We start from the raw sequence: 16139 nt of genomic DNA on the forward strand, positions 1-16139 counted from the left end.
AAACGTGAAGGGAGGAAAAATGTAATGCCTACTATTAATCAATTAGTGCGTAAAGGACGCGAGTCTAAAGAGGTTAATTCAAAATCTCCAGCACTTAACAAAGGCTACAACAGCTTTAAAAAAGCACAAACTAACGTATCATCTCCGCAAAAACGTGGTGTTTGCACTCGTGTGGGTACTATGACACCGAAAAAACCAAACTCCGCGTTACGTAAATATGCGCGTGTACGTCTAACAAACGGTATCGAGGTAACAGCTTATATCCCAGGTATCGGTCACAACCTACAAGAACACAGCGTGGTTCTTATCCGTGGCGGACGTGTAAAAGATTTACCAGGGGTACGTTACCATATCGTACGTGGTGCTCTTGATACAGCTGGAGTTAACAATCGTATGCAAGGCCGTTCTAAATACGGTACTAAGCGTCCGAAAGCAGCAAAAAAATAAACTAAAACCAAAATTGAACTTTCTTGAAAGGAGGAAATATAATGCCTCGTAAAGGACCTGTAACGAAAAGAGACGTATTACCAGATCCAATATATAATTCAAAACTTGTGACTCGCTTAATCAACAAATTAATGGTTGATGGACAAAGAGGTAAATCACAAAAAATTCTTTACTCTGCATTTGATTTAATCAAAGAACGTACTGGCAATGAGCCGATCGAAGTTTTCGATCAAGCACTTAAAAACATCATGCCTGTACTAGAAGTAAAAGCACGCCGTGTGGGTGGAGCTAACTACCAAGTACCAGTTGAGGTGCGTCCAGACCGTAAATCGACTCTAGGACTTCGTTGGTTAGTAAACTACTCTCGCCTTCGTGGAGAAAAAACGATGGAAGAGCGTTTAGCTTATGAAATCATGGATGCTGCCAACAATACTGGAGCAGCAGTTAAGAAACGTGAAGATACACACAAAATGGCTGAAGCCAACAAAGCTTTCGCACATTATCGCTGGTAAGATTAAACACTATAAAATCCTTATAGAAGGAAGGAGAAAGACAAATGGCAAGAGAGTTCTCCTTAGCAAACACTCGTAATATCGGTATCATGGCTCACATCGATGCTGGTAAAACGACAACAACAGAACGTGTTCTATATTACACTGGTAAAATTCACAAAATTGGTGAAACGCACGAAGGTGCTTCACAAATGGACTGGATGGAACAGGAACAAGAACGCGGAATCACGATCACTTCCGCTGCAACAACTGCGCAGTGGAAAGGTCACCGTGTAAACATCATCGATACACCGGGACACGTAGACTTCACAGTTGAAGTTGAACGTTCTTTGCGCGTACTTGATGGAGCTGTAGCTGTACTTGATGCCCAATCAGGTGTTGAGCCTCAAACTGAAACGGTTTGGCGCCAAGCTACAACTTACGGTGTACCACGTGTCGTATTCGTAAATAAAATGGACAAAATCGGTGCAGACTTCTTGTATTCAGTTGGAACTATCCACGATCGTTTACAAGCTAACGCTCACCCAGTTCAGTTACCAATCGGAGCAGAGGATCAATTCTCTGCAATCATTGACCTAATTGAAATGAAAACTCATTTCTACGGTAATGACCTAGGAACTGATATCACTATCGGTGAAATTCCTGAAGAACACCGGGAATTAGCAGAAGAATACCGTGAAAAGTTAATTGAAGCAGTAGCAGAAGTTAATGAAGACTTAATGGAAAAATACCTTGGCGGCGAAGAAATCAGCATTGCTGAATTAAAAGCAGCTATCCGTACAGCAACCGTTAATGTTGAATTCTTCCCAGTTATCTGCGGATCGGCTTTCAAAAACAAAGGTGTTCAATTAATGCTTGATAACGTTATCGACTTCCTTCCTTCTCCATTGGATGTACCAGCTATCAAAGGTACATTACCGGATTCAGAAGATGAAGTTGAACGTCATTCAGATGATTCTGAACCGTTCTCTGCTTTAGCGTTTAAAGTTATGACTGATCCTTACGTTGGTAAACTTACATTCTTCCGTGTGTACTCTGGTACACTAGAATCAGGATCTTATGTAATCAACTCAACTAAAGGAAAACGTGAGCGTATTGGACGTATCCTTCAAATGCACGCAAACAGCCGTGAAGAAATTTCTACTGTATATGCAGGAGATATCGCAGCAGCCGTTGGTTTGAAAGATACTACAACTGGAGATACTCTATGTGATGACAAGAACCAAGTAATTCTTGAGTCCATGGTATTCCCAGAGCCAGTTATCTCTCTATCAGTTGAGCCGAAATCAAAAGCAGACCAAGACAAAATGTCTCAAGCTTTACAAAAGCTTCAAGATGAAGATCCAACATTCCGTGCGCATACTGACCAAGAAACTGGTCAAACAATCATCGCTGGTATGGGTGAACTTCACTTGGACATCCTTGTTGACCGTATGCGTCGCGAATTCAAAGTGGAAGCAAACGTTGGTGCTCCTCAAGTAGCATACCGTGAAACTTTCCGTGGTTCAGCTAAAGTTGAAGGTAAATTCGTTCGCCAATCTGGTGGTCGTGGACAATTCGGACACGTATGGATTGAATTTGGTCCAAACGAAGAAGGTAAAGGATTCGAATTTGAAAATGCTATCGTCGGTGGTGTAGTACCACGTGAATATATCCCTGCTGTACAAGCTGGATTAGTTGATTCACTTGACCGTGGTGTACTTGCTGGTTACCCGCTAGTCGACATCAAAGCTAAATTATTCGACGGATCTTACCATGACGTTGACTCCAACGAAATGGCATTTAAAATCGCTGCATCTATGGCACTTAAAAATGCAGCATCTAAATGTAGTCCTGTCATCCTTGAACCGATCATGAAAGTGGAAGTAGTTATTCCAGAAGATTACCTAGGCGACATCATGGGAGATATCACATCTCGTCGTGGTCGTGTAGAAGGTATGGAAGCTCGCGGTAACACGCAAATGGTTAAAGCGATGGTTCCACTATCTGAAATGTTCGGATATGCTACATCTTTACGTTCTAACACTCAAGGACGCGGAACATTCTCTATGCACTTCGATCATTATGAAGAAGTACCTAAGAGCATTTCTGAAGAAATCATCAAAAAAAATAAAGGTGAATAATTGATTTTCATCTCTTATTAAAGTATAACTATCTTATGTAAGCTGTGATGGAAGAATTAGTCTTCTTTCACAGCCCCTATATACTTAATTTTTTATTTATAATTTTAAGGAGGAATTCCTAATGGGAAAAGCTAAATTTGATCGTTCAAAACCGCACGTTAACGTTGGAACAATTGGTCACGTTGACCATGGTAAAACAACTCTAACTGCTGCAATCACAACTGTACTTGCTAAATCTGGTGGAGCTGAAGCTCGCGCTTATGACCAAATCGATGGTGCTCCAGAAGAAAGAGAACGTGGTATCACAATCTCTACTGCACACGTTGAGTACGAAACAGCTACTCGTCACTATGCACACGTTGACTGCCCAGGACATGCTGACTATGTTAAAAACATGATCACAGGTGCTGCACAAATGGACGGCGGAATCCTAGTAGTATCTGCTGCTGATGGCCCAATGCCACAAACTCGTGAGCACATCCTTCTTTCTCGTCAAGTAGGTGTACCATACCTAGTAGTATTCATGAACAAATGCGACATGGTAGATGACGAAGAACTTCTTGAATTAGTAGAAATGGAAATCCGTGATCTACTATCTGAATATGAATTCCCTGGCGATGACATTCCAGTTATCAAAGGATCTGCCCTAAAAGCTCTTCAAGGAGACGCTGCTTGGGAAGAAAAAATTCATGAATTAATGACAGCTGTTGACGAGTACATCCCAGAACCAACTCGTGACACTGACAAGCCATTCATGATGCCAGTTGAGGATGTATTCTCAATCACTGGCCGTGGAACAGTTGCAACTGGTCGTGTTGAGCGTGGACAAGTTAAAGTCGGTGACGTTGTTGACATCATCGGTTTCAACGAAGAGTCTAAACCAACAACTGTAACTGGTGTTGAAATGTTCCGTAAACTTCTTGACTATGCTGAAGCTGGTGACAACATCGGTGCACTTCTTCGTGGTGTATCCCGTGAAGATATCCAACGTGGACAAGTTCTTGCTAAACCAAGCACTATCACTCCACACACAAAGTTCAAAGCTGAAGTTTATGTTCTTTCTAAAGAAGAAGGTGGACGTCACACTCCATTCTTTACAAACTACCGTCCTCAGTTCTACTTCCGTACAACTGACGTAACTGGTATTTGTAACCTTCCTGAAGGCGTAGAAATGGTTATGCCTGGAGATAACATCGAAATGACTGTAGAACTTATCGCTCCAATCGCTATCGAAGAAGGTACTAAATTCTCTATCCGTGAGGGTGGACGTACTGTAGGCGCTGGCGTAGTTGCTACAATCCAAGAATAATTGATTGATAAAACAATATTGGAAGGGACGCCTTCCGGAAGAAGCAGATGGGACGCCATCTGCTTCTTTTTTATTTGTAAAGGATATTCATACTTTCTTCTATAATAACTGGAGTTTACTTAATGGGTTTCTTGATAATTACAAATGAAGAAAATGGATACGAAAGACCTCGTAGAATGTACTTGTAAATACTTGTGATAGTATGTATAATAATAAAAGTGTGTTGCACAAGAAAAATATAAGTTTGACTTGCATTTCACTTGTGTTATATGTATAATAGACAATGTTGGTCTTTGACTGCGATGATATGGAAGGTTGCTGACACACCCGGCCGCTTTGCCATGGCGAGTGTGTGGGAAATTTCCATTGAGAAGGTCTATTTTAAAATAGGCGAAAAGGAGGGAAAATTATGGCAAAACAAAAAATTCGTATCCGTTTAAAAGCATATGATCACAGAATCCTTGATCAATCTGCTGAGAAAATTGTTGAAACTGCAAAACGTTCTGGTGCGGCTGTATCTGGTCCGATTCCATTACCTACTGAAAGATCGGTATACACGATCCTACGTGCGGTTCATAAATACAAAGATTCTCGTGAACAATTCGAAATGCGTACGCATAAACGTCTAATCGACATCGTTAACCCAACTCCACAAACAGTTGACTCATTGATGCGTTTAGATTTACCATCAGGCGTTGACATTGAAATCAAATTATAATTCATATAAATATGAACAATTACTCTAGGAGGTGTGACTTATGACCAAAGGAATCTTAGGAAGAAAAATCGGTATGACTCAAGTTTTTGCTGAAAACGGTGAACTTATTCCGGTAACAGTTATCGAAGCTGCTAATAACGTGGTTCTTCAAAAGAAAACTGTTGAAACTGATGGCTATGAAGCAGTTCAAGTTGGTTTTGAAAACAAACGTGAAAAGCTTTCTAACAAACCTGAAAAGGGCCATGTTGAAAAAGCAAATACTACTCCTAAGCGCTTCATTCGCGAATTCCGCGGAACGGATCTTACTGAATATGAGATCGGTCAAGAAGTCAATGTTAGTATTTTCGCTGAAGGCGATTTAGTAGATGTATCAGGAATTTCAAAAGGTAAAGGTTTCCAAGGATCTATCAAGCGTCATGGACAATCTCGCGGACCTATGTCTCATGGTTCTCGTTACCACCGTCGCCCAGGTTCAATGGGTCCTGTAGCTCCAAACCGCGTATTCAAAGGTAAACTTTTACCAGGACGTATGGGTGGAGATCAAATCACTGTTCAAAACTTAGCTATCGTTAAAGTTGATGTTGAACGTAACCTACTATTGATCAAAGGTAATGTACCTGGTGCTAGAAAAGCATTGATCAAAGTTAAATCTGCTGTTAAAGCAAAGTAATTTCTGAGAAAGGAGGAGCAATAGAATGCCAAAAGTTACATTGTTCAACCAAACAGGTTCACAAGTTGGCGACATCGAACTAAATGAATCCATCTTTGGTATCGAACCTAATAATCACGTATTATTTGAAGCAATCATCATGCAACGAGCTTCCTTACGTCAAGGAACTCATAAAGTTAAAAACCGTTCTGAAGTTGCAGGCGGTGGACGTAAACCTTGGAAACAAAAAGGAACTGGACGTGCGCGTCAAGGTTCTATCCGTTCTCCACAATGGCGTGGCGGTGGCGTTGTTTTTGGACCAACTCCAAGATCTTACGCTTACAAGCTACCAAAAAAGGTACGTCGTTTAGCTATTAAATCTGCATTGTCTGCAAAGGCATTGGAAGAGAACATTTTGGTACTTGAAAGCTTGTCTTTCGAAGCTCCAAAAACAAAAGAGTTTGTAGCGGTACTTAAAAACCTTTCTGTAGATACTAAAACGTTAGTGGTTACTGACGGTTTAGATGAGAAAGTTGCTCTTTCTGCACGTAACATCCCTGGTGTTACTGTAGTTGAAGCTGATGGTCTTAATGTTCTTGATGTTGTTTCACACAACAAATTGATCTTGACTAAATCAGCTGTCGAAAAAGTAGAGGAGGTGCTTGCATAATGGATGCACGCGATATCATTAAGCGCCCCGTAATCACTGAACGCTCTTCAGACATAATGGCTGAAAAGAAATATACTTTTGAAGTTGATGTTAGAGCTAATAAAACTCAAGTTAAAGATGCTGTTCAAGAAATTTTCGGCGTTAAAGTTGAGAAAGTAAACATCATGAACTACAAAGGTAAATTCAAACGCATGGGCAAACATGCAGGCTATACTAACAAGCGCCGTAAAGCTATTGTTAAATTAACTGCTGACAGCAAAGAAATCGAGCTATTCGAGGCTTAATTCATTAGAGAAGGAGGGAAATACAAATGGCGATTAAGAAGTATAAACCTACCTCTAACGGTCGACGTAATATGACAACTTCCGATTTTGCTGAGATCACTACAGACAAACCGGAAAAATCATTACTTGCTCCTTTACACAGCAAAGGCGGCCGTAATAACCAAGGTAAGTTAACAGTTCGTCATCAAGGTGGCGGCCACAAGCGTCAATACCGTATCATCGATTTCAAACGGAATAAAGATGGTATACCAGGACGCGTTGCTACTATTGAGTACGATCCAAATCGTTCTGCAAACATTGCATTAATTAATTACGTTGATGGAGAAAAACGTTATATCCTAGCTCCGAAAAACCTAGAAGTAGGTTTGGAAGTTATGTCAGGTCCAGAAGCTGACATCAAAGTGGGTAACGCACTACCTCTAATTAACATCCCAGTTGGTACAGTAATTCATAACATCGAGCTTAAACCAGGAAAAGGTGGACAATTAGTCCGTTCAGCAGGTACATCTGCTCAAGTACTTGGTAAAGAAGGCCGTTATGTACTTGTACGTTTAAACTCAGGTGAGGTTCGTATGATTCTTGCTACTTGCCGTGCTTCAATCGGTCAAGTCGGTAATGAACAACATGAACTTATCAACATTGGTAAAGCTGGCCGTAACCGTTGGTTAGGTAAACGCCCAACAGTTCGTGGATCTGTAATGAACCCGAATGATCACCCACACGGTGGTGGTGAAGGTAAAGCGCCAATCGGACGTAAATCACCAATGTCTCCATGGGGTAAACCTACTCTTGGATTCAAAACTCGTAAGAAGAAAAATAAATCCGATAAATTTATCGTACGTCGTCGTAAAAAATAACGGGATTGAGCTACGGTTCATAAATAGAACCGTAGAACAGTCACGAAGGGAGGTACTCGCATGGGTCGTAGCTTAAAAAAAGGGCCTTTTGTTGATGATCATTTATTGGTAAAAGTTGAAAAATTAAATGAAGCTGACAAGAAACAGGTAGTAAAAACTTGGTCTCGTCGCTCAACAATCTTCCCGCAATTCATCGGACACACAATCGCCGTTTATGACGGTCGTAAGCACGTGCCGGTTTATGTAACAGAAGATATGGTAGGTCACAAACTAGGCGAATTCGCGCCTACACGCACTTATAAAGGTCACGCAAGTGATGACAAGAAAACAAGACGTTAATGAGAGGAGGGCATCTCATGCAAGCTAAAGCTGTCGCTAAAACAGTTCGTATTGCTCCTCGTAAAGTGCGTTTAGTCGCAGATTTAATTCGAGGAAAACAAGTAGGTGAAGCAGTAGCGATTCTTCGCTTAACACCAAAATCTGCTTCTCCAGTCGTAGAAAAAATTCTGAAATCTGCTATCGCAAATGCAGAACATAACTACGAAATGGATATTAATAACCTAGTCGTTTCAGAAGCATACGTTAATGAAGGACCAACATTAAAACGTTTCCGTCCTCGCGCTCAAGGTCGTGCGAGTGCAATTAACAAACGTACTAGTCATATTACAATCGTTGTATCAGAAAAGAAGGAGGGGTAATCTGTGGGTCAAAAGGTAAATCCAATCGGTATGCGTATCGGGATAATCCGTGACTGGGAATCCAAATGGTACGCTGATAAAGACTACGCAGTTCTTTTGCATGAAGACATCAAAGTTCGTGAATATATCGCGAAACGTCTAAATGATGCTTCTGTTTCAAAAGTTGAAATCGAGCGTGCAGCTAACCGTATCAATGTATCTGTCCACACTGCTAAACCAGGAATGGTTATCGGTAAAGGCGGTACTGAGGTCGAAGCACTTCGTAAAGCTTTGAACCAGTTGACTGGCAAAAGAGTTCATATCAATATCATCGAAATTAAAAGAGCAGATCTTGACGCAAAATTGGTTGCAGAAAACATCGCTCGTCAATTAGAAAACCGTGTTTCATTCCGTCGTGCTCAAAAGCAAGCTATCCAACGTACTATGCGTTCTGGAGCAAAAGGAATCAAAACTCAAGTTTCTGGTCGTCTTGGCGGTGCTGATATTGCTCGTGCTGAACATTACAGCGAAGGAACAGTTCCACTTCACACACTTCGTGCAGACATAGACTATGCTCATGCTGAAGCAGATACTACTTACGGTAAGCTAGGCGTGAAAGTTTGGATCTACCGTGGAGAAGTTCTTCCTACTAAGAAGAAATCTGAGGAAGGAGGAAAATAATATGTTATTGCCAAAACGCGTAAAATACCGTCGTGAACACCGCGGTAAGATGAGAGGGATGGCTAAGGGCGGCACTGAAGTTCACTTCGGAGAATTTGGACTTCAAGCTCAAGAAGCTTCCTGGATCACGAACCGTCAAATTGAAGCAGCTCGTATTGCGATGACTCGTTATATGAAACGTGGAGGGAAAGTTTGGATCAAAATCTTCCCAAGCAAACCTTACACAGCTAAGCCGCTTGAAGTACGGATGGGTTCCGGTAAAGGTGCTCCTGAAGGATGGGTAGCAGTTGTTAAACCGGGCAAAGTTATGTTTGAAATCTCTGGTGTATCTGAAGAGGTGGCAAGAGAAGCATTGCGCCTTGCAGCACACAAACTTCCAATCAAATGCAAGTTTGTAAAAAGAGAGGAAATTGGTGGTGAAACAAATGAAAGCTAATGAAATCAAAGATCTAACCACTGCTGAAATTGAACAAAAACTAAAATCTCTTAAAGAAGAACTATTTAATCTTCGTTTCCAGTTAGCTACTGGACAACTTGAAAATACAGCTCGCATCCGTGAAGTTCGCAAATCGATTGCTCGTATGAAAACAGTTGTTCGTCAAAGAGAAATCGGTGTCACTAATCGATAATGAATGGAGGTTTGCAGAATGAGCGAACGCAACCAACGCAAAATCTACACTGGACGCGTAGTATCCGACAAAATGGATAAAACAGTTACAGTTGTTGTAGAGACCTATAAAAAGCATTCTTTATACGGTAAACGCGTGAAATATTCTAAAAAGTTTAAAGCTCATGACGAGCTAAACGAAGCTAAAGCAGGCGACGTAGTACGTATCATGGAAACTCGTCCACTTTCAGCTACAAAACGCTTCCGTCTTGTAGAAGTAGTAGAAAAAGCAGTAATCATTTAATCTAGTTCGGATTAAGCTAATTCCGAAGGGAGGTACCGTACATGATTCAACAAGAATCTCGTTTAAAAGTCGCTGACAATTCAGGTGCTCGTGAAGTACTAACAATTAAAGTCCTAGGTGGTTCAGGCCGTAAGACTGCAAACATCGGTGATATCATCGTTTGTACAGTTAAACAGGCAACACCAGGAGGCGTTGTTAAAAAAGGTGAAGTCGTTAAGGCTGTTGTTGTCCGTACAAAACGTGGTATGCGTCGTCCTGACGGTTCTTACATTCGTTTCGATGAAAACGCATGTGTAATTATCCGTGACGATAAGAGCCCACGTGGAACTCGTATTTTTGGACCTGTTGCTCGTGAATTACGTGACAATAGTTTCATGAAGATCGTTTCTCTTGCTCCAGAAGTTCTATAATATGTAAAATTTGTATAAAGCCTTTCAAGGAGGTGCCAAGCTAATGCATGTTAAAAAAGGTGACAAAGTCGTAGTCATCTCTGGTAAGGACAAAGGCAAACAAGGAACAATTCTTTCTGCATATCCGAAACAAAATCGTGTACTTGTTGAAGGAATTAACATCGTGAAAAAGCATTCAAAGCCATCTCAACTTAATCCACAAGGTGGAATTATCAGTAAAGAAGCTGCTATTCACGTATCCAATGTAATGCCACTTGATCCTAAATCAGGTAAACCGACTCGTGTTGGATATAAGATCGAAAATGGTAAAAAAGTACGCGTAGCTAAAATATCAGGTGAAACTTTAGATAAATAAGTCATAAATGAAGGGAGGTACACTAAGCAATGAGCCGCCTTAAAGAAAAATTCAAAAGTGAAATTACACCGTCATTGATGGGTAAATTCAACTATCAATCAGTAATGCAAGTACCAAACATTGAGAAAATCGTTATTAACATGGGTGTGGGTGACGCAGTTTCTAACTCGAAAGCTTTAGATACAGCTGTTGAAGAACTTACATTGATCACTGGTCAAAAACCAGTTATAACAAAAGCAAAAAAATCAATCGCAGGCTTCCGTTTGCGTGAAGGTATGCCTATCGGAGCGAAAGTTACATTACGTGGTGAGCGTATGTATCAATTCCTTGATAAGCTAGTATCTGTATCTTTACCGCGTGTACGTGATTTCCGCGGCGTTTCAAAGAAATCCTTTGACGGACGTGGGAACTATACATTAGGCGTTAAAGAACAACTTATCTTCCCTGAGATTGATTACGATAAAGTGAGCAAAGTTCGTGGTATGGACATCGTTATCGTAACGACTGCCAACACTGACGAAGAAGCTCGTGAACTACTTACTCAAGTTGGAATGCCGTTCCAAAAGTAATCTCTAAATAAAGGGAGGCGAAATCGTGGCTAAAAAGTCTATGATCGTAAAGCAAAAACGCGAACAGAAGTTTAAAGTACAAGAATATACACGTTGCGAACGTTGCGGACGTCCACATTCTGTATTACGTAAATTTAAACTTTGTCGTATTTGTTTCCGCGAACTTGCATATAAAGGACAAATTCCTGGCGTTAAAAAAGCTAGCTGGTAAAACCCGAGTTTGGGAAGGAGGTAAAATATAATGGTCATGACAGATCCTATTGCAGATATGCTTACTCGCATCCGTAATGCGAATATGGTTCGTCACGAAAAACTGGAAGTTCCTGCTTCAAAGATCAAAAAGGAAATTGCTGAGATCTTAAAAAGTGAAGGCTTCGTACGTGACTTTGAATTAATCGAAGACAACAAACAAGGTATCATCCGTATCTTCTTAAAATACGGTGCAAACAACGAACGTGTTATCACTGGTCTAAAACGTATCAGCAAACCTGGTTTGCGTGTATATGCAAAAACTGGAGAGGTACCACGCGTTCTTAACGGTTTAGGTATCGCAATTGTTTCTACTTCTCACGGAGTTTTAACAGACAAAGAAGCTCGCTCTAAACAAGTTGGCGGAGAAGTTTTAGCATACGTTTGGTAATACATTTTCACAAGAATGGAGGTGCACATTATGTCTCGTATAGGTAAAAAACCTATTGAAATCCCTGCAGGCGTAACAGTTACTGTTACTGGAAGTGAAGTAACTGTTAAAGGACCTAAAGGTGAATTATCTAGATCATTTAGTCCTGACCTTTCAATCGTTGTTGAAGAGAACGTGTTAACTGTAACACGCCCGTCTGACGAGAAGACTCACCGTTCTTTACACGGTACTACTCGCGCGCTTATCTCTAACATGATTGAAGGTGTATCAACAGGTTTCGTAAAATCACTTGAACTTATTGGGGTTGGGTACCGTGCACAAAAGCAAGGTAACAAGCTTATCCTTAACGTAGGATATTCCCACCCTGTAGAAATAGAACCAGAAGCTGGCGTTGAAGTCGAAGTTCCTTCTAATACAAAAGTAATCGTAAAAGGTGCAAGCAAAGAACGTGTAGGAGCTCTAGCAGCTAATATCCGTGATGTTCGCCCGCCTGAACCGTATAAAGGTAAAGGTATCCGTTACGAAGGCGAATTCGTTCGTCGTAAAGAAGGTAAAACAGGTAAGTAATGCCGCATAAGTAAACGAAAGGAGTGACGTAAATGATTACGAAGCTTGATAAAAATGCTACTCGTCAGAAAAGACATGCGCGTGTACGTGCTAAGCTTTCTGGAACAGAAGCTCGTCCTCGTTTAAATGTGTTTCGTTCAAACAAACACATTTACGCACAATTAATTGACGATGCAAAAGGCGTAACATTGGCAAGTGCTTCAACTCTTGATAAAGAGATCGGTATCGAAGCAGGTAGCAATGCTGAAGCAGCTCAAAAAGTTGGCGAACTTATTGCGAAACGTGCTGTTGAAAAAGGTTTCAAAGCTGTGGTTTTTGACCGCGGTGGTTACCTCTTCCATGGTCGTGTTAAAGCATTGGCTGACGCTGCTCGTGAAAACGGCTTAGAATTTTAATGGATAAGGAGGGACATAACAGATGCGTAGCATTGATCCTAATAAATTAGAACTTGAAGAACGCGTAGTTACAGTAAATCGTGTAGCTAAAGTTGTTAAAGGCGGACGTCGTTTCCGTTTCACTGCACTAGTTGTTGTTGGTGATAAAAATGGTCATGTTGGATTTGGTACTGGTAAAGCTCAAGAAGTTCCGGATGCTATCCGTAAAGCTATTGAGGATGCTAAGAAAAATCTAATTACTGTACCAATGGTTGGTACTACTATTCCTCACCTTGTGAACGGTCGCTATGGCGCAGGTCACATTCTATTGAAACCAGCTTCTGAAGGTACAGGAGTAATTGCTGGTGGTCCTGTTCGTGCGGTACTTGAATTAGGCGGAGTTAGCGATATCTTGTCTAAATCACTAGGTACTAATACACCTATTAATATGGTTCGCGCAACAATTGAAGGATTGAAGCAATTGAAACGTGCTGAAGACGTAGCTAAGTTACGTGGAAAATCAGTACAAGAACTGTTAGGATAAGGAGGGAAATCGAATTATGGCTAATAAATTAGAAATCACCCTCACTCGCAGCTTGATTGGTCGTCCTGAAGATCAACGTGTTACAGTTAACACTTTGGGTTTACGCAAAATGCATCAAACGGTTGTTCAAGAAGATAACCCTGCGATTCGCGGTATGATTACCAAAGTTGCTCATCTTGTTACTGTAAAAGAACAATAAAATAATTTTTAACTTAACAAGGAGGTGCCAACATGAAACTTCATGAGTTAAAAGCTGCAGAAGGTTCTCGTAAAGAACGTAAACGTAAAGGTCGCGGTATTGGATCTGGTAACGGTAAAACAGCAGGTAAAGGACACAAAGGACAAAACGCTCGCTCCGGCGGCGGTGTGCGTCTTGGATTTGAAGGGGGTCAAACTCCTCTATTCAGACGTTTACCTAAACGTGGATTTACCAACATCAACCGTAAAGACTATGCTATCGTGAACCTTGATACGTTAAATCTTTTCGAAGACGGTACTGAAGTAACACCAGCTCTTCTACTTGAGACTGGCGTTGTAAGTAAAGAAAAAGCAGGAATCAAGATTCTTGCCAAAGGAAGCATTGAGAAAAAGCTTACTGTTAAAGCTCACAAATTCTCGTCTACTGCTAAAGAAGCTATCGAAGCTGCTGGCGGTAATACAGAGGTGATCTAATGTTTCGCACGATCTCCAATTTTATGCGCGTGGGTGAAATAAGGAATAAGATTATTTTTACCCTTCTAATGTTAATCGTCTATCGCATCGGTACATTTATACCTGTACCGCATGTGAATGCCGATTTTCTCGCTGAACAGGACCAGCTTAGCGTCATCGGGCTTTTAAATACCTTTGGCGGCGGGGCACTGCAAAATTTTTCCATTTTAGCGATGGGTATCATGCCGTACATCACGGCATCCATCATCGTTCAGCTGCTACAGATGGATGTTGTTCCTAAGTTCACTGAATGGTCTAAACAAGGGGAAGCAGGGCGCCGTAAATTAGCACAATTCACTCGTTACTTCACTATTATCCTAGGATTTATCCAAGCAGTTGGAATGTCCTATGGGTTCAATAATATGTCAGGTGGACAGTTGATTGAAAATCCTGGAATTGCAACATACTTGCTTATTGCGACTGTCTTAACGGCAGGAACAGCTTTTCTTTTGTGGTTAGGGGAGCTGATCACTGCTAAGGGTGTGGGTAATGGGATTTCCATCATTATCTTTGCTGGTATCGTAGCTAGTTTGCCAAATACGGCAAATCAGATTTACGCACAGCAATTTGAAAATGCCGGTGATCAATTATTCTTACGAATCATAACGATTATCCTCATAGTTTTAGCAGTATTAGCAATCGTGGTTGCTGTTATCTTCATTCAGCAGGCATTACGTAAAATTCCTATTCAGTATGCGAAACGTGCTGCGGTAGGTCGTACGCAAATGGGTGGCCAGTCTACTCATTTACCATTGAAAGTAAATGCTGCGGGGGTTATTCCGGTAATCTTTGCAATGGCATTTATTATTACTCCCACTACAATCGCTTCTTTCTTTGGAAAGAACAGCGTGACTAGCTGGATATCAACAAATCTTGATTACACCAAACCAATTGGTATGATCATATATGTTGCTCTTATCATTGCTTTTGCGTATTTTTATGCTTTCATTCAGGTTAATCCTGAACAAATGGCTGAGAATTTGAAAAAGCAAGGTGGCTATGTGCCGGGGATTCGTCCAGGTAAGAGTACACAAGAATATTTAACACGTGTTTTATACCGTTTGACGTTTGTAGGCTCGATATTCTTGGCCATCATTGCCGTTTTACCGGTATTTTTCATTAAGCTTGCTGATCTACCTCAATCTGCACAGATTGGTGGTACCAGTTTGCTGATCGTAGTCGGGGTTGCCCTTGATACGATGAAGCAGCTGGAATCACAACTTGTGAAGAGACACTATAAAGGCTTTATAAAGTAATGAGTTTTGGGAACGGCTTGTTCCCTTTACCCATTATAGAGTTTGAGGGGGAAGAAAATTGAATCTAGTGTTAATGGGTCTGCCGGGTGCTGGTAAAGGCACTCAAGCTGAACAAATCGTAGAAAAATATAATATCCCTCATATCTCTACTGGAGATATGTTCCGAACAGCTATCAAAGATGGAACAGACCTAGGTCTAAAGGCGAAATCATTCATGGACAAGGGCGAATTGGTACCTGATGAAGTTACCATTGGCATCGTACGTGAGCGTTTAAGCAAGGAAGACTGCCTAAGAGGATTTTTGCTTGATGGATTTCCACGTACTGTGGCACAGGCAGAGGCACTTGAAAGCATTCTAACTGATTTAGATCGCAATATGAATTTTGTCATTAATATCGATGTTGATAAAAGCATCTTAATGGAAAGATTGACAGGACGTCGTATTTGCAAATCATGTGGTGCGACATACCATCTTGTATTCAATCCTCCTGCTAAAGATGATGTATGCGACCGCTGCGGCGGAGAATTATATCAACGTGCCGACGATAATGCTGAAACGGTTCAAAATCGCTTAGATGTGAATTTGAAACAAACCAAGCCACTTCTTGATTTCTACGGAGACAAAGGTTACTTGGTCAACATTAACGGACAGCAAGATATTAATAAGGTATTTGAAGATATCGATGTGTTGCTTGGTGCTTTACAAAATTAATCATATGTATTGATTTATGAAATTCATACCATTTTTATAACTTACTAGTTAAACTTGGTGCATTCCTATAATACAAAGGGTATAATGGATTTCGCGAGAGCATTCGCACATTTATTGATCAGGTTCTTGTACTTGGTATTCCCTGAATTGGGCGATTACTTTT

General features: G+C 40.9%; 27 protein-coding genes. All 27 read left to right on the forward strand.

The window, feature by feature from the left end; translation table 11 throughout:
* Window positions 1–24: 24 nt before the first annotated feature.
* Window positions 25–447: a 30S ribosomal protein S12 gene (gene rpsL / locus AC2YHV_RS25535; protein ID WP_034305038.1), complete on the forward strand. Its 423-nt coding sequence runs from the start codon at window positions 25–27 to the stop codon at window positions 445–447.
* A gap of 41 nt (window positions 448–488) precedes the next feature.
* Window positions 489–959: a 30S ribosomal protein S7 gene (rpsG, locus tag AC2YHV_RS25540; protein ID WP_048677878.1), complete on the forward strand. Its 471-nt coding sequence runs from the start codon at window positions 489–491 to the stop codon at window positions 957–959.
* A gap of 44 nt (window positions 960–1003) precedes the next feature.
* Window positions 1004–3082 carry an elongation factor G gene (fusA, locus tag AC2YHV_RS25545; protein WP_048677880.1) on the forward strand — a complete coding sequence of 693 codons (2079 nt, stop codon included), beginning with the start codon at window positions 1004–1006 and terminating at the stop codon, window positions 3080–3082.
* Between the two features lie 121 nt (window positions 3083–3203).
* The gene (tuf, locus tag AC2YHV_RS25550) at window positions 3204–4391 is read left to right on the forward strand and encodes an elongation factor Tu (RefSeq protein WP_048677883.1); all 1188 of its coding nucleotides are present in this window, start codon (window positions 3204–3206) and stop codon (window positions 4389–4391) included.
* A gap of 409 nt (window positions 4392–4800) precedes the next feature.
* Window positions 4801–5109, forward strand: coding sequence for a 30S ribosomal protein S10 (rpsJ, locus tag AC2YHV_RS25555; RefSeq protein WP_019244375.1), 309 nt, complete (start codon window positions 4801–4803; stop codon window positions 5107–5109).
* 40 nt (window positions 5110–5149) lie between these two features.
* The gene (gene rplC, locus AC2YHV_RS25560) at window positions 5150–5779 is read left to right on the forward strand and encodes a 50S ribosomal protein L3 (protein ID WP_048677885.1); all 630 of its coding nucleotides are present in this window, start codon (window positions 5150–5152) and stop codon (window positions 5777–5779) included.
* Between the two features lie 25 nt (window positions 5780–5804).
* Entirely contained in the window at window positions 5805–6428 is a 624-nt protein-coding gene (gene rplD / locus AC2YHV_RS25565) for a 50S ribosomal protein L4 (protein ID WP_034305025.1), read from the forward strand.
* Entirely contained in the window at window positions 6428–6712 is a 285-nt protein-coding gene (gene rplW / locus AC2YHV_RS25570; protein WP_034305023.1) for a 50S ribosomal protein L23, read from the forward strand. Before rplD ends, rplW begins: the two co-directional genes overlap by 1 nt.
* 26 nt (window positions 6713–6738) lie before the next feature.
* Window positions 6739–7569: a 50S ribosomal protein L2 gene (rplB, locus tag AC2YHV_RS25575; protein ID WP_034305021.1), complete on the forward strand. Its 831-nt coding sequence runs from the start codon at window positions 6739–6741 to the stop codon at window positions 7567–7569.
* A gap of 60 nt (window positions 7570–7629) precedes the next feature.
* On the forward strand, window positions 7630–7908 hold the full coding sequence (gene rpsS, locus AC2YHV_RS25580) for a 30S ribosomal protein S19 (protein ID WP_034305018.1): 279 nt from the start codon (window positions 7630–7632) through the stop codon (window positions 7906–7908).
* A 17-nt stretch (window positions 7909–7925) separates the two neighbouring features.
* A complete protein-coding gene (gene rplV, locus AC2YHV_RS25585) occupies window positions 7926–8267 on the forward strand; it encodes a 50S ribosomal protein L22 (RefSeq protein ID WP_034305017.1) in 342 nt (113 codons plus the stop codon).
* 3 nt (window positions 8268–8270) lie between these two features.
* Window positions 8271–8927 (forward strand): 30S ribosomal protein S3, encoded by a 657-nt coding sequence (gene rpsC, locus AC2YHV_RS25590; RefSeq protein WP_034305014.1) that lies wholly within the window; start codon window positions 8271–8273, stop codon window positions 8925–8927.
* Between the two features lies 1 nt (window position 8928).
* Window positions 8929–9363 (forward strand): 50S ribosomal protein L16, encoded by a 435-nt coding sequence (rplP, locus tag AC2YHV_RS25595; RefSeq protein WP_034305012.1) that lies wholly within the window; start codon window positions 8929–8931, stop codon window positions 9361–9363.
* Complete coding sequence (gene rpmC, locus AC2YHV_RS25600; RefSeq protein WP_034305010.1) at window positions 9353–9556, forward strand: 50S ribosomal protein L29; 204 nt, start codon at window positions 9353–9355, stop codon at window positions 9554–9556. Before rplP ends, rpmC begins: the two co-directional genes overlap by 11 nt.
* Window positions 9557–9574: 18 nt before the next feature.
* Window positions 9575–9838: a 30S ribosomal protein S17 gene (gene rpsQ / locus AC2YHV_RS25605; protein WP_048677887.1), complete on the forward strand. Its 264-nt coding sequence runs from the start codon at window positions 9575–9577 to the stop codon at window positions 9836–9838.
* A gap of 41 nt (window positions 9839–9879) precedes the next feature.
* Window positions 9880–10248 carry a 50S ribosomal protein L14 gene (rplN, locus tag AC2YHV_RS25610; RefSeq protein WP_034305005.1) on the forward strand — a complete coding sequence of 123 codons (369 nt, stop codon included), beginning with the start codon at window positions 9880–9882 and terminating at the stop codon, window positions 10246–10248.
* Between the two features lie 43 nt (window positions 10249–10291).
* Window positions 10292–10603, forward strand: a complete 312-nt coding sequence (gene rplX, locus AC2YHV_RS25615; RefSeq protein ID WP_057276477.1) for a 50S ribosomal protein L24 — start codon at window positions 10292–10294, stop codon at window positions 10601–10603.
* Window positions 10604–10632: 29 nt separating this feature from the next.
* Entirely contained in the window at window positions 10633–11172 is a 540-nt protein-coding gene (rplE, locus tag AC2YHV_RS25620) for a 50S ribosomal protein L5 (protein WP_048677889.1), read from the forward strand.
* 25 nt (window positions 11173–11197) lie between these two features.
* A complete protein-coding gene (locus AC2YHV_RS25625; RefSeq protein ID WP_034304998.1) occupies window positions 11198–11383 on the forward strand; it encodes a type Z 30S ribosomal protein S14 in 186 nt (61 codons plus the stop codon).
* 30 nt (window positions 11384–11413) lie between these two features.
* Window positions 11414–11812, forward strand: a complete 399-nt coding sequence (rpsH, locus tag AC2YHV_RS25630; protein ID WP_034304995.1) for a 30S ribosomal protein S8 — start codon at window positions 11414–11416, stop codon at window positions 11810–11812.
* Window positions 11813–11842: 30 nt separating this feature from the next.
* Window positions 11843–12379 (forward strand): 50S ribosomal protein L6, encoded by a 537-nt coding sequence (gene rplF / locus AC2YHV_RS25635; RefSeq protein WP_048677892.1) that lies wholly within the window; start codon window positions 11843–11845, stop codon window positions 12377–12379.
* Between the two features lie 32 nt (window positions 12380–12411).
* Entirely contained in the window at window positions 12412–12774 is a 363-nt protein-coding gene (gene rplR, locus AC2YHV_RS25640) for a 50S ribosomal protein L18 (RefSeq protein ID WP_034304989.1), read from the forward strand.
* A 22-nt stretch (window positions 12775–12796) separates the two neighbouring features.
* Window positions 12797–13297 carry a 30S ribosomal protein S5 gene (gene rpsE, locus AC2YHV_RS25645; RefSeq protein ID WP_034304987.1) on the forward strand — a complete coding sequence of 167 codons (501 nt, stop codon included), beginning with the start codon at window positions 12797–12799 and terminating at the stop codon, window positions 13295–13297.
* A 16-nt stretch (window positions 13298–13313) separates the two neighbouring features.
* On the forward strand, window positions 13314–13496 hold the full coding sequence (gene rpmD, locus AC2YHV_RS25650; RefSeq protein WP_034304984.1) for a 50S ribosomal protein L30: 183 nt from the start codon (window positions 13314–13316) through the stop codon (window positions 13494–13496).
* Window positions 13497–13528: 32 nt separating this feature from the next.
* Window positions 13529–13969, forward strand: coding sequence for a 50S ribosomal protein L15 (rplO, locus tag AC2YHV_RS25655; protein ID WP_034304982.1), 441 nt, complete (start codon window positions 13529–13531; stop codon window positions 13967–13969).
* A complete protein-coding gene (gene secY / locus AC2YHV_RS25660) occupies window positions 13969–15264 on the forward strand; it encodes a preprotein translocase subunit SecY (protein ID WP_057276478.1) in 1296 nt (431 codons plus the stop codon). The genes rplO and secY overlap by 1 nt, the downstream gene beginning before the upstream one ends.
* Before the next feature lie 58 nt (window positions 15265–15322).
* Complete coding sequence (locus AC2YHV_RS25665; protein WP_048677894.1) at window positions 15323–15976, forward strand: adenylate kinase; 654 nt, start codon at window positions 15323–15325, stop codon at window positions 15974–15976.
* Window positions 15977–16139 lie beyond the last annotated feature (163 nt).

This window comes from Peribacillus sp. SRI_006, from assembly GCF_057586375.1.